Here is a 13,532-nt window from a genome sequence, read left to right as displayed (position 1 = left end):
TCATGCCTCACCGTTCGTGGGGATCAGGGCCAGGACGCGGGTGCCGTCGCCGACCGAGCTGGTGACCGTGAGCTCCCCGCCGAGTTCGGCGAGGCGTTTGCGCATGCCGCCGAGGCCGAACCCGCGGGCTTCCTCCACGACGAAGCCCTGGCCGTCGTCGGTGATGTCCAGCTCCACGCCGTACGGACGCTGTGCGAGGACGACGTCCACCGTGGAGGCGGCCGCGTGCTTGCGGACATTGGCCAGCGACTCCTGGGTGCAGCGCAGCAGGGCGATCCGGGTCGGCTGGTCGCACTGGACCTCCTCCAGGTCGGCTATGACGTGGAGTCCGGTGTCCTCGGTGAAGCGGTCCAGGGTCCGGCGCAGGGTCGCCGCGACGGACCCTGGGGTGAGGCCGCTCTGGGGGGCGGCCCCGACCAGGACCCGTGCCTCGGCGAAGTTCTCCCGCGCCGTCTGTTCGATGGAGAGCAATTGCTGGGAGCTGCGGTTCGGATCGGTCGCCAGGCTGGAGCGGGCCGCCTCCGCGAGCACGATGATGGAGGCGAATCCCTGGGCGAGGGTGTCGTGGATCTCCCGGGCGAGGCGCTCGCGCTCCTCCGCCGCGCCTTGGAGCCGGTGGGCCTCGGCCAGGCCGAGCTGTGCGGTCGCCAACTTCGCACGCAGCTCGGCCCGTTCGTCACGGGCCGCCAGTGCCCTCGGGGTGAGCAGCGCTATCAGGACGCTCACCGCGTAGACGGCGAGGGAGGAGATGGTGTTCGTGGTCAGGTTCTCGGCGCCCCAGCCCTGCCGCAGGGTGCCGCCGACGGTGATCGCCGTCGCGCCCAGGCCGCTGAGGACGATCGCGGCACGGAAGCTGTCGACGAAGATGACGAACTGCGGGAGGGCCAGGGTGTAGAGCACTCCGTACCCGTCGCGCAGGTAGGAGAGGGCGGCCAGGGTGACGAGCAGCACGATCAGGTGGGCGTAGCCCCGGCGCACGGGATTGCCGGGCAGCCTCCTGACGAGCGTGTAGCTGGAGGCGAGCAGGGCCAGCAGCGCGAGGGAGCCGTACTTCACCGCATCGGGGAGGTCCGCGAGGGCGGTGAGGAGGATCAGCAGTCCTATGACCGCCCAGGACAGGAGGTCCCACCAGTGGAGCATCCAGATCCAGAACGGGTCGCCGTGCTGTGGCCGTTGCAGCATGATCGTCAGCCTACGTTCTGCAACGGGCGAGCGCCGGGCGGGATGTTGTTCCCCGCTCCGCACGCCGGCGCAGTACGCCGCGAGCGGCGCAGCGGCCGCCAGGCCCGGTCCCCGAGAAGGAGGAGCAGCGAGGGGAGGACCATGAGCCGGACCACCACGGCGTCCAGCAGGACGGCGATGGCCAGGCAGAAGCCCATCTGCTTCATCTCGGTGAGGTGCAGGGCGACGAAGGCCCCGAACACCGTCACCATCACGATGGCCGCGCTGGTCACCACCTTCGCGGAGCGGCTGATGCCCTCCAGCACCGCCTCCCGGGCGGTCATTCCGCCGTCCATGGCCTCCTTGATCCGGCTGACGACGAACACCTGGTAGTCCATGGACAGTCCGAAGAGGATGACGAAGAGGAACAGCGGGACCCGGGAGGCGATCGCCCCGAGGGAGTCGAAGCCCAGGAGGCCTTCCGCCCACGTTCCCTGGAAGACGGCGACGAGAGCGCCCAGGGCGGCCGCGGCCGACAGCAGGTTGAGCAGCACCCCGATGAGGGCGATGACCACCGACCTGAAGGCCCAGAGCGTCATCAGGAAGGTCACCAGCAGCAGGAACCCCAGGACCAGCGGCAGCTTGCCGTGCTCGTGGTCCACGTAGTCACGGCCGCGGGCCACGTCTCCCGATACGGCAGTCTCCACGCCGGCCAGCGCGCCGGCCGTCGCGGGCAGGTGCTCCTGGCGGAGCCGGGTCAGGGAGGCGATGCCCCGTTCCGAGGTGGCGTTGAAGGGAACGGCCAGCTCCAGGACGCTGGTCCGCCCATCGGCCGAGGTCAGGATCCTCGGCTCGGCGGTCTTGTCGAACAGCGGATCGCTCTGGGCGCGCCGGCCGAGCTCCGCCAGGGCCTCGCGCACCTCACCGGCGCGTTCCGGGGTGGACCGGGCGCTGACCCGGTGCTGGGTGGTCAGTTCGGGGAAGGCCGCGTTGAGCCGGTCGTAGACCTGCATGGCGGGGATGTCGCGGGAGAAGGTGTCCCGGCCCGGGTCTATGAGCTTCAGACCGAGCGCGGGGGCGGCCAGAGCGAGCATCACGAACACGGACACGCACAGGGTGAGGACGGGATGCCGGCGGGCGGGCCGCAGCAAGGCGCCGGACAGCCGCCCGGTCTGCGCCCGGGTCTCGTCACCGCGGCCCGGCCGGAGCGGCCACGACCGCCGTACGCGGCCCGGCCCGCCGCTCCGGGCCCGGCGGTCGGCCGTACGGGCCGCCCGGCGCTCGCGCTGCTTTCCGATCTTGACCAGCAGGGCGGGCAGTACGGTCAGTGAGCTGGCGACGGCGACCGCGACGACGAGGATGGTGCCGGTCGCGAGGGAGGAGAAGATGACGTCGGCGGCCAGGTAGAGGGTGGCAGTGGACACGATCACGGCGAGCCCGGAGACCACGATGGCCCGTCCCGCCGTCGCGGCCGCCAGCTCGACCAGGGCTTCGGAGCCGAGCCGGCCCTGGGCGCGGGCCCGCTCTTCGCGCTCCCGCTCGAGGTAGAAGAGGGTGTAGTCGACCCCGACGGCGAGGCCGATCAGAAGGATCATGTTGGTGCCGACGCCGGCGTCGGGCATGAGGTGGGAGGCGACCATGGACAGCCCGAGCGCGGCCGCGATCGAGGAGAGCGCGAGCAGCAAGGGGACGCCGGCCATCACCACGGAGCCGAATACGAGCAGCAGGGTGACGAGGGTGACGGGCAGCGTCAGGCGCTCGGAGAGTGCCAGGTCCTCGCCGCGCTGGTCGTTGACCCCCTTGCTGATGGCCGGGGAGCCCGTCTCCTCCACGATCAGGCCCCGGTGGGCGGCGGCCACCTGCGCGGTCTGCCCGAGGAGCGGGACGACGTTCTTCTTACCTTCCAGCTCGGGTCCCTTCATGACCACCGCCACCATCACGGCGGTGCCGTCCCGGGAGCGGAGGGGTGCGGCGACACTGTCCACCCCGGGCAGCCGACGCATCCGCTCGGTGAGGTCCTGGGCGGCCGAGTCGGCCGCCGCCGTGTCCAGAGGGCCGGACCGGGATCGGATGAGTATCTGTTCGGTCGGCCTGCGCTCGAGACCGCCTTCGGCGGCGATCGCCTCGGCGCGGCCGGCCTCCCCGACACGGAAGTCCACGGAGGTGGCCTGGTTGGTGCCGACGGCGATGCCGGCACCGAGGCAGAGGACGACGAAGGCGAACCAGCAGGCGATCGCTCGCCCGGCGTGCCGGGCGCTCCATCGGGCGATTCTGGTGGGTAGTTGAGTCATACCTGGATCATGCGCGGCGGGGTGTGCTGGGCATGACGTCCGGCAGACGGAACTTCTTGTCCACCGACTGGTGGACAAGAGATACCCGGCTCAGGGCGCGCCGGGGGTACGGGACGCACCGATCAAGGCACGGACCAGCCGTTCCACTTGCGCCTGGGACGCTGCCGTCGCGTCGGCGGGGCCGGTCATCAGCAGATGGTGCAGCGTCCCCACGAGGGCCAGCGCGGCCGACTCCACATCCACCGCGGCCGCCACCCGCCCGAGATCCTGCTCGGCCCGCAGGTAGCCGCCGACCGCGTTCTCGATGGCGGCGAAGCCGGGGGCGCCGGCCTCCCAGGCTTCGCGGACCCGCTGCGCCGCCGCCGGCCGGGTCACGGCCAGGCCCACGAGCCCCGGGTCCAGGGACAGCACCGCCGACGCCACGCCCGCCAGGTTGTCTCCCACCTCACCGGCACCCGCCCTGGCCGGGAGGTCTTCCGACACTGCGGCGGCTGCCTTGAAGTGGTGCAGGACGAGTTCGGCGACGAACTGGTCCAGGCTGGCGAAGTGGGTGTGCAGGACGCCCTTGGCGCAGCCCGCCTCCTCGGTGACGGCCCGGCTCGTCAGTGCCGCGGCCCCCTCCCGGGCCAGGACGCGGTCCGCGGCGGCGAACAGCCGCTCCCGCAGGCCTTCGATGGCCACTCCTCGCGGTGACATCAACTTCCTCCCGAAGTCAGGGCATTGCCAAGTATGGGCATGCGCCCATACTGTTTGGGCGCACGCCCATTCTAGGTGCATCGCACTCCACCGGAGGTCCTTTCGCATGCGGCACATCGCCAACACCGCTCAGGCCCAGGCATGGAACAGCTACGAAGGCGCCCACTGGGCCGCCCACCACGACCGCTGGAACGCCGTCAACGCAGGCTTCGACCAGCCGCTGCTCGCAGCCGCGTCGATCCGGCCGGACGAGCGGGTCCTCGACATCGGCTGCGGGGCCGGCGCCACCACCCGTCTGGCGGCCAGGGCCGCCCACCGCGGTCACGCGCTCGGCCTCGACCTCTCCGGCCCCATGCTCGACCGGGCCCGTACGCTCGCCGCGCAAGAAAACCTCGCCAACGTCGCGTTCACCCACGGCGACGCCCAGGTACACCCCTTGCCCCCGGCTGCCTACGACGTCGCGATCAGCCGGTTCGGCATCATGTTCTTCGCCGACCCCACCGCCGCCTTCGCCAACATCGCCTCAGCCCTGCGACCGGGCGCCCGCATCGCCTTCCTCAGCGCGGCGGAGCCCGAAGGCAACGAATGGCTGACGGCGCTCACCGGACTCGCGGACATCCTGCCGATCGGCGGCTTCGGATCTCCCGGCGGGCCGGGGATGTTCTCCCTCGCCGACCCCGGCACCGCAACCGCCCTGCTGCGCACGGCAGGCTTCCACAACGTCCGCGCCGAACACGTCGAGGCGTGGGGGATCTGGGGCCGCACCGCCCGGGACGCCGCGGACTTCCTCCTCGACTCCGGCCCCGGCCGCCACCTCCTGAGCGCGGTCGACCCCGACACGCAGGCCCGCGCCCGCGACCGCCTGACCGAGACCCTCCGTGCGCACGAAGCCGAGGGCGCGGTCCGGCTCCGCAGCACCGGCTGGCTCCTGACCGCGACCCACCCCGCCTGATCCGGCCGGCCCATGCCGGCGCCCGGAGCGCCGGGCGGCCCCGAACTAACACCATCGGGGCCGGGACCTCGTACTAGTACCCCCATGCGCTGAGTTCGACGATGGCTGCGAACAGGTGCTCCCACACCTCCCCGCCGGGCGTACCGGTGGCCAAGGTGAGCGGGTCCAGGGCGGACACCTCGGACAGGAAGTCCTTCTTGCCGTTCTCGCCCGGGTACGAGCTCCAGCACGCGCCCATGTAGCGGTACACGGCTTCCAGCAGCCGTATGAAGGTCTCGGTGTCCGGGGCGAAGGGGAACGGCCCGGTGTCGTTGCGGACCATCCACACCGCGCCCGTGTCCGGGTGGACGTACACCTTGCCGGTGTCGGCGTACCTCAGGTCGAAGGTGCCCAGGCGCAGCAGGCCGTTCTCCTCGGGCCGGACCTCATCCGCCCCGGTCTCGGTCCACGCCAGGGTGAACGAGGCGACCCCCGCCGCCCACCACCGCGGCAGGCCCGCCGCCGCGATCACCTCCCGGGTGGGCGCATGCGTCAGCGCCGCGGGCTGCCGCGCCTGGGGCAGGCACAGCACCCCGTCGGAACCGAACGCAGCCTCCAGGCGGGCGGTGGTCAGCGGGGTCCCGGCGGCCGTCGGGCCCGCGAACCACGCTTCGCCCACACCCCAGGACGCGCACTCGGTGCCCGTGGCCGGCCAGTCGGCGGCCACGGCGCCGTTCCGCTCGACGACCACGATGCCCCGCTCCTCGAACAGCACGAAACGTCCCAGGCCGAGCGGGATGGGCTCCTCCCAGGTACCGGGCTGGAAAAGACCCCAGTCGTCCTCGTCCGGGTCGAACATGACAGGCCCCTGCTCGACCTGCGCGTCGTACGGCCGCTCGGTGAACTCCCCGTCGCCCGGGGCCGGAACCTCCTCCCCAGTGGCCGGATCCAGCCAGAGCTCACCGGCCATCTGCGCCCAGAGCTTCAACAGGACCCGCCCGTCCGGCCCCTCGTGGACCTCGACGTCGGCGTCCCCGCTCAGGTTCGGCCGGGCCCAGTAGGCGCCGACCGGCCGCCACCACGCCCACAGGGTCCGCCACGGCATCCCCGGCTCGGCCTCCGCGACAAGGCCGGCGTACGCGTCGTGGCCCAGTACCTTCGCACCGAAGTGCAACCACGACGCGAACTCCGCCCGCGACACCTCGGCCCCATCGAGCACCGCCACAGCCTGAGCGAAGGCCTCCCGGCCCACCCCGCCCCCCACGGCGGGCAGCTCCCGCACGGCCTCGGGCCCGGCCGTCAACAGGGCCGCGGGGGAAGCGAACAACACGTCAAGATCGTTATGAGCCATGAGCCCATGGTGCCAGCCCCCACCGACACCACCCCCTCCGGAACGGGGGCAGCGCACGGTTTCCACCGCGCGCCGCCACCCGCCCGGTCACGGCACCAGAGGTCGAGAGCGGAACTCGTCCAGCACGGCGAAGCCGGTGCTGTCGTACAGGCTCATCGCGACCTCGTTGCCCCCGAAGACGTTGAACATCATCGCCTCGTCGCCGCCCTGCCGCGTGGCCCACTCACCGACGGCCATCGCGGCCCGGCCGTAGCCCTTGCCGCGGTGCTCCTGGTACACCTCCAGCGAGAAGCCGAAGGTCACGCCGGGCAGGAAGCCGTGGTTCACCCAGCCGGTGCCGACCACCTGGCCGTCCGCCTCCATCGCGTAGAAGGCGTGACCGGGTGTCAGGTATCCCTGCGGGAGGTAACGGGCGAAGTCCTTGTCGGACTTCTCCTTGGCCTGCTCCGGGGTCAGAGCCCCGGCCCGGACGATGTCCGCGATGTACGCGGCCTCTTCGCCGGCATACCAGCCCGGGTACTCCTCCTCGGTGAGCCGGCGGACCGTCAGCCCCGGCGGCAGCTCGGGCTGCTCGGCCGCGAGACGCATCCGGTTCTGCCCGCGCACGGGGTAGTCGGCGAAGACTCCCGCTCCGCCGGTGAGCCGGACCTCCACCCGTTGCGCGCCGTGCTCGGCGCACCAGCGCTCCGCCCACTCGCGCCCCTGTGGCACCGTCAGGTCGTGGATCCGGCCCACACTCGCCCCGTTGTCCTCCGTCACCCCGACCGCGATCCACCCGGCGCCGTCCGTGGCCACCGTCCAGCCGTCGATTCCCTTCAGAGCCCGTTCCAGCAGGGCCTGGGCCAAGGGCTCCGAACATCCGGCGGCCCGGTACCCCGCAAGCACCCGCCCCTCGAATCCGTCTCGCCACTCGCTCTGATCAGCCACGACCTCTATCTCGTTCATCCTCCCAGCCTAGGCGGGGGCGCTGACAGAGCACTCCGCTGGTGGCCCGGCCGCAGTCGGGGGGCTCTCGGCTGAGCTCAGCGCGCCCACCTGGAGAAGAGACCGGTCGGACCGGGGCTTCCAAGGCGTCAGATCATCAGCAGTAGCCGCGTGTTCGGTACCAGCTTCCGGTTCACGCTGGTGCTCTGCACGAATATCGTGAAGTCGTCGTTGTGGTCCGGCTTGACGCGAACTTCCGTGTCCGGCAGGCCGAGCATGGCTCGGGCCTCCGGCCCCGTGTACACCCGGTCCGTCTTCTTCTCCAGCACCGCGATCTGCTTCTGCGCCTGGATCTTCTCCGACTTGCTCAGCTGATAGAACACACCACCGGTGCGGAAGGTATGCCCGCATTCGATGACCCATTCCCGGATCGCTGCTTCGCGAGCCACGGGAATCAGCTGGTACTTCGACGCATCCACCGGGGTGAGACCGGCTGCCTTGATGGTGTCCTTGTTCACCGCCTCGGTACCCGTGGAGAACACCGCCCGCGATCCCCGGATGCCCTTGGCGCGGCCCATCATGAAGTTCTCGGTGGCCTGCCGGATGACCTGCCCGGCCTCCTCCAGGCCCTGCGTGCTCGTGGCGTCCCAGATGGCGATGTTGTCCTTCGGGAAACCGCACTGCATGGCCTCGCGCTTGCCCATCTGGTCCGGCACAAGGACGGCCAGCGTCCAGTTGTCCTGCTGCGTCTCGATCATCGTGGCCACGGCCTGCACCAGTTCACGCGGGTTTCTGGCCGGGGCGTCCAGGCACCGGTGGCTCGCGTTCTCCTGTCCGTCGGTCAGTACGAACGTCAGGAAGCTGTGGTCGCCGTACAGCTGGGCCGTCTGCGCCAGCTCCCGCTGCGACTTCAGCGTGGCCGCCAGCAGAGCCGTCATTCCGCCGACCCGGTACATCTGCTTCAGGGACGGCATTCGCAGCACGTCCTTGTCGTAGATGACGCACTCCACCTTGTCCGCGAAGACGTAGACCGTGACGCGGGTTTCCTGCTCCAGTTCCTGCGATCGGCGGGCCAGATAGGCAATCTGCTGGTCGGCGACTTCGACGACCTTGCGGCTCAGGTGTGACATGGACGAACTGGCATCCAGCACAAGAGCAACGTGATTGATGTAGTTCTGGTTTCCGGACATGACCGCTCCCCCTTTTCCGACTTGATGCTCCGATCCTCGCACCCACCACTGACAATCGACGGGCACGCCGATCCGGGGGCTCGTGCCGTCAGTGCTGGGCCTGGACCAGGCGGGTCACCTGGCGGGAGCGGCCCGCTCGGCGACGGTCCCCAACACGGTGTCAGGTGCGCCGGCCGAGGCCATGGAGGGGCACCCGGCGAGGGTCGTACGCAGCTCGGCGAAGGTGTCGCCCCGGCCCGCCCCCCCGACGGCCATCCGATCTCGCTGGTGGGGCCGGGAACGTCCTGGTTAGCATCCGACGGTGATGACGCCGACGGACAACCCCTTTCACGATGCGGTGCGTCGAGCTGACGTCGGCTGGCTGTCGAGCCATCTCGACGCGCAGCTCTGCCCGCCGGTCGTCTTCGGACGTCTCATCCGGGACGAGGATCCCCGCCTGCGGCATCTGGGACTGCTCCTCCTGTCCGAGCGCGTCACCTCGGGCCGGACGCGCGACGAGCTCGAGATGGCCGAGCTCGCGGCGCTGCTGCCGCTGTCGGCGGACGGACCCCCGGAGGCGGAGCTCCTCCTGGCGCGGCTCCACGAACGACTGGGGCCGTATCTCCGGGAGTTTCGCCGGCCATCGTGGCGCGAGGCCGGGCTGCCGGCCCGGGTCCAGATCGCCTGGCTGCGCGCAGAGCTGCTGAACGACCCGACGCTGATCCGGGACGAGCCCCCGGGCGAACTGCTCTACCAGGCCGTGCGGCAGACGACCGTCACGTGCACGCACCGCCTCGAGCAACTCGTGAACGAGCTGGTGGACAGCGGTGACGCGGTGTTGCAGTCCGTGGCGCTGCGGCTGGCCCGGCAGGGGCTGCACGCCGGTCTGCTGGCTCCCGCACTGGTGCGCGAACACCTGATCAGCCTGCTCGGCGCCGACAGCTCAGACATCGTCGCCGCTGCGCTGCACGAACTCACCGAACCCTGGGCGGCATTGGACTCCTTGCCGCTGGGACACCTGTCCGCCTTCCTCACGGCCGATTCGGCAACCACGCAGCCCAAGGTGGCCGGTGCCGCACTCGAGGCCGCGGCCCGTCACGGGCACCGCGGCCTGCTGCGGCAGGTCATCGACGATCCGGATCTGCCGCCGGGTCTTCGCCGGCGCGGGATGGAACTGCTCGGCGACCTGGCGGACCGCGGTGACATCGGCGCGCTGACGGCCATCGCCGCGCGGGACCCGCTGCTCTTCGGCGGGCCGGCGGTGACATGCCTGCGCGGGCTCCACCGGCGCGGGCACTTCCCGGACGGGCCGCACGTCCCGTCCATCGTCGGCCTGGCGCTGGCCGATCACTCGATTCAGCCCGACCAGATCGCGACGATCCTGTTCACTTGCCGACAGGTGATGTTCCAGGTCCTGCTGGACGCGCCCGCCGACGATCCCAGCTGGCCGCGCCGGCTCACGCTGCTGGTCGCCCTGGCCGGACAGGGGACCGGAGAGCTTCCGATCGGGGACGCGATCACCCGGCTCCTTCCCTCGGCTCCAGCGCCGGGGCCGCTCCTCGACGCGCTCCGGGCCCTGCGCCATACGGATGCCGAAGACGCGGTGATCGCCCTCCTGCCATCGGCGCCCGCAGCGGCCCTGAACGCTCTGGAGGCCATCGGCGGACACCGGACGACGACGGCGCTCAGCGAAGGGCTCGGCCTCGCCACGCAGGAGGACGTGGGCGTGATCGCGCCACATCTCCGCGCGGTACGGAACGACGCCCTCGAGGTGCTGTGGCATCTGACCCAGGATCCGTCCCAGCGGCATGCCCTCCTCGTCCGTCTCGATCCCGCCGACCTGCCGGCTCGTATCGCCGCGGATCTCGGCGGCCCGGACTCGCGGGAAATGGCCCTCCTGAGCTCCCATCTGGACCCGGACAAGCCGGTGGCGGCACTGTGCAGACTGGCCGCCCACGGCGACGCCGGCACACTGCCGGTCATCGCGGACCTCCTCCTGCGCATCGTGTCCGAGCTGGCGGCGTCCCGGGAGCCGGGCGCAGCCGCCCCGCGACTCGACAGCGGACAGCCGCCCGGGGAGCCCGTGGTGCCCCAGGAGATCCTGGACGCCGTACACGGCCTGGGCCGTCGTCTCCACGAGCGGAAACGGATCAGGCCGACCTGCCTGCTCGACGCGGCGACGGCACGAGAGGCCGGACACGCACTCGTCGCGACCACGGCACTGGATCTGCTGGACCGGCCCGGACTGTCGAGCGGCGAGCAGGCGATCCTGCTCGAACTCCTGCTCCGCGCCCCCTACGCGCGCACCCGTGCGCGAGCCCACCGCCTGCTGCGGCACCGCGACCGGCACGTGCGCAAGCACGCGATCGCGCTGCTCGCCCGCGACGCCACAGGGGACGACGCGCAGGCGCTGTCGGCGACCCTGATCGCGCTGACGGCCGCCCAGGACATCCAGACCGTCCGGCAGGCGCTGCTCGCCCTCGGCCACGCGCGCGCCCGCTGGGCCTCCACCGCGATCGCCGCGTGCCTCGGCCATCCGAACATGAACATCAAGAAGACCGCCGCCGAGGCCCTGGTCCGCGCGGGCACGCCCATGGCGGTACCGGTACTGCTCTTCTGGCTCGGTCATCACGAGAATCCGGGCCTACGCGGCACGCTCATCGAGGCGCTGCGCGCCATCCTCGGCGACGCGTACCCGGCGACCGTCCTCGCCGCCGCCGAACACAGCGAAGCCGGCCGCCCCCGCGAACTGCTGCTGGAAGGCCTCGACCGCACACTGCCGGCGCGCTCGGTGCGCGCACTGGACGACCAGGCATCACCGGTCGCAGCGACCCTGCTCGCCCTGGTGGCGGCCGGCCGGGTCGGCCTCGCCTCCGGGACGATCGAGGACCTGTCGACGGCCATGGCCCACCACGGCATCACCGCGCCCGCCGCCCCGCGGCCGGCGGTCGGCATCGGAGCGGACCCCGACATCAGGGCGCTGACGGCGCAGGGCTGGAACCGGTCGGTCGCGCTGGCCATCGCGAACAGGGATGAGTTGGCGCAACCCACCCAGTTGCGGGCGCTGCGGCCCATGCTGCCGGACTGGCTCCGCCTCGCCGCCCGTGAACCCGCTGCCCGAACTCGCGTACTGCGGCTCACGCTCCGGCTCTGCCCCGCACCGTGGACGACGCAGGAGCTGACGGCCTTCGCCCGGAGCACCGGGGTCCTGCTCGACGGGCTCGCCGAGGCCTCGGCCGGAGAGCGGAACGACCTCATCGCGCTACTCGAAGCGGTCGCCCCGACCCTGCCGGCGGCTCTGAAGCCGGCTGTCGTCGAAGCGGTACGCGCGCTGCCCCGCGTACCTGGCGGAGACCGGTCCACGCTGACGCTGCTCCGCGGCCTCGGCGCGGTGCTGGTCCGCGCCGACCTCGAGCAGGCACTCGCTGCGGCCCGGCTGGGCGCCGACCCCTGGCAGGCCGAGACCGCCGTGCTGCGGGACGCGTTCGCCGCCCCGCAGTCCCAAGCGGCCACCACGCCGGCGAAGGCCGAGACCAAGCCCGAGACCAGAAACGAGACGAAGCCCGAGACCAAGGCCCAGGCCAAGCCCGAGGCCGATCCGTGGCGAGCCGCGCTGGATGCCGCCGTGCGCACACCGCGCGCCCTGGAGGAATTGCGCCGACTCTCCCGGCAGTACGACGGCACCCCGGGCTCCCGGGACCGCCTGACCGCACTGATCGAGGTCTACGCCTCCGCCGGCCCCGAGGTCCGCGCCGCCCTCATCGACTGGATGGCGGCCACCCAGCCCCTCGACGCACCACCCTGGACCATCACGGAGGAGACCGCCCACGCACCGGGACCTCGACCGCGGAGCGTGCGCTACGACGACCTCGACCAGCCCCGTTCGACCGCGCAGCGGGAGCGCCTGCTGGCCATGCTGAGCGGATCCGCTCCGGACCGACGGCACACCGCGGCCCTGGCGCTCTCGCAGTGGCCCGAGCCCGAGGCCAGGCTTCCCGTGCTCCGGGCGTTTCTGCGGGGCGGCGTCGACGTACCCGTCGGCGTCGACCTGGCCCGCACACTGAGCGCCCTCGACGTCACGGAACTCCGCGCGGACGGCGTCCTGCACGACAGGGTGGCCCTCGCGGCGAGCCGGCTCGACCCCCGGGACCTGGAACCGCTGGTCCCGCTCCTGCTGGAATGGTGGGAGCACGACCCGCCCTCCAGCAGCTCCGCAGCCGGCCGGGCGCTGAGCCGGGTCCCCGCCGACGCGCTGGCCGAGCACCTCGGCGACCGCCTCGAGGCCGGCGCCTGGGGGTTCCTCGACCTGCTCCGCGGGCGTTGCCTGCTACGCACCCCCGCGCTGACGCGGACCAGCCGGCGGCTGCGTGCCGAAGGGCGCGACGACCTCGCGGACCGGCTGCTCCTCGTCGAGGGGCCGCTGCGCCGCCCGGACTCCGTACGGCAGGACGCAGCGGCGCTGGCAGCGCTCCGTGACCGTGCCGGGGCCTCGTCGGCAGGGGCGTCGCAACCCCCCTCCCGGCAGGAGCTGTTGGACCTGGCCCGTACGGGCGACCCGGCGCGGATACGCCAGGCACTCACACGGCTGTCGGAGGGGCACGGTGGCCCGGAACCGGACCGGGACCCCGGCCTGCGGGAGCTGATCGGCGAGCTGCTGCGCCACCCCAAGCCCGGGGTCCGCCTGCACGCCCACCGGACCTCGCGGGCCGTGCTGGACCGGCAGACCTACCTGCACCACACCTCGATCCTGCTGGACGACCCCCAGCCGGACCTGGTGCGCACGGCGATCCGGACGCTCTGCCACGCGGCCTGGGCACCCGCGATCCCCGCCGTGACGGCCATGCTCGAGCACCCCCATCCGGTCGTCCGCAAGACGGCGGCCGAGGGGCTCGTCGCCATGGGCGGGCCGGCGATCCCCGCTCTCAGACATGCCGCCGTCCACGTCCGCCCCGACAAGCGGTCCCTCTACACGGAGGTCCTCGAACGGATCACCACCGCAGCCGGGTAGC

At 72.0% G+C, this 13,532-nt stretch carries 9 protein-coding genes; 2 read left to right on the top strand and 7 right to left on the bottom strand.

Annotation, left to right across the window (positions count from 1 at the left end; genetic code table 11):
- The 3 genes from OOK34_RS29030 to OOK34_RS29020 all read right to left on the bottom strand — a co-directional run bounded on the left by OOK34_RS29030 (position 1) and on the right by OOK34_RS29020 (position 4,148).
- The gene (locus tag OOK34_RS29030; protein WP_267037125.1) at positions 1-1,182 is read right to left on the bottom strand and encodes a sensor histidine kinase; all 1,182 of its coding nucleotides are present in this window, start codon (positions 1,180-1,182) and stop codon (positions 1-3) included.
- A gap of 5 nt (positions 1,183-1,187) precedes the next feature.
- Positions 1,188-3,452: an MMPL family transporter gene (locus OOK34_RS29025; protein ID WP_267037124.1), complete on the bottom strand. Its 2,265-nt coding sequence runs from the start codon at positions 3,450-3,452 to the stop codon at positions 1,188-1,190.
- 90 nt (positions 3,453-3,542) lie between these two features.
- Positions 3,543-4,148 carry a TetR/AcrR family transcriptional regulator gene (locus tag OOK34_RS29020; RefSeq protein ID WP_267037123.1) on the bottom strand — a complete coding sequence of 202 codons (606 nt, stop codon included), beginning with the start codon at positions 4,146-4,148 and terminating at the stop codon, positions 3,543-3,545.
- 106 nt (positions 4,149-4,254) lie between these two features.
- On the opposite strand from OOK34_RS29020, the gene OOK34_RS29015 reads away from it, so the two are divergent.
- Positions 4,255-5,100, top strand: coding sequence for a class I SAM-dependent methyltransferase (locus OOK34_RS29015; protein WP_267037122.1), 846 nt, complete (start codon positions 4,255-4,257; stop codon positions 5,098-5,100).
- A gap of 73 nt (positions 5,101-5,173) precedes the next feature.
- Here the strand turns inward: OOK34_RS29015 and OOK34_RS29010 are convergent, their stop codons facing one another.
- From OOK34_RS29010 to OOK34_RS28995, 4 genes are all read right to left on the bottom strand, one after another.
- Positions 5,174-6,430, bottom strand: a complete 1,257-nt coding sequence (locus OOK34_RS29010) for an SUKH-4 family immunity protein (protein ID WP_267037121.1) — start codon at positions 6,428-6,430, stop codon at positions 5,174-5,176.
- Positions 6,431-6,517: 87 nt separating this feature from the next.
- Positions 6,518-7,375, bottom strand: a complete 858-nt coding sequence (locus tag OOK34_RS29005; RefSeq protein WP_267037120.1) for a GNAT family N-acetyltransferase — start codon at positions 7,373-7,375, stop codon at positions 6,518-6,520.
- A gap of 128 nt (positions 7,376-7,503) precedes the next feature.
- Positions 7,504-8,544, bottom strand: a complete 1,041-nt coding sequence (locus tag OOK34_RS29000; RefSeq protein WP_267037119.1) for a vWA domain-containing protein — start codon at positions 8,542-8,544, stop codon at positions 7,504-7,506.
- A 114-nt stretch (positions 8,545-8,658) separates the two neighbouring features.
- Positions 8,659-8,799, bottom strand: a complete 141-nt coding sequence (locus OOK34_RS28995) for a hypothetical protein (RefSeq protein WP_267037118.1) — start codon at positions 8,797-8,799, stop codon at positions 8,659-8,661.
- Between the two features lie 82 nt (positions 8,800-8,881).
- On the opposite strand from OOK34_RS28995, the gene OOK34_RS28990 reads away from it, so the two are divergent.
- The gene (locus tag OOK34_RS28990; protein ID WP_267037117.1) at positions 8,882-13,531 is read left to right on the top strand and encodes a HEAT repeat domain-containing protein; all 4,650 of its coding nucleotides are present in this window, start codon (positions 8,882-8,884) and stop codon (positions 13,529-13,531) included.
- Position 13,532 lies beyond the last annotated feature (1 nt).

Source organism: Streptomyces sp. NBC_00091, from assembly GCF_026343185.1.
Lineage (GTDB): Bacteria > Actinomycetota > Actinomycetes > Streptomycetales > Streptomycetaceae > Streptomyces.
Note: the sequence above shows the minus strand (reverse complement) of the source record. Positions and strands in the feature narration are given on the sequence as shown.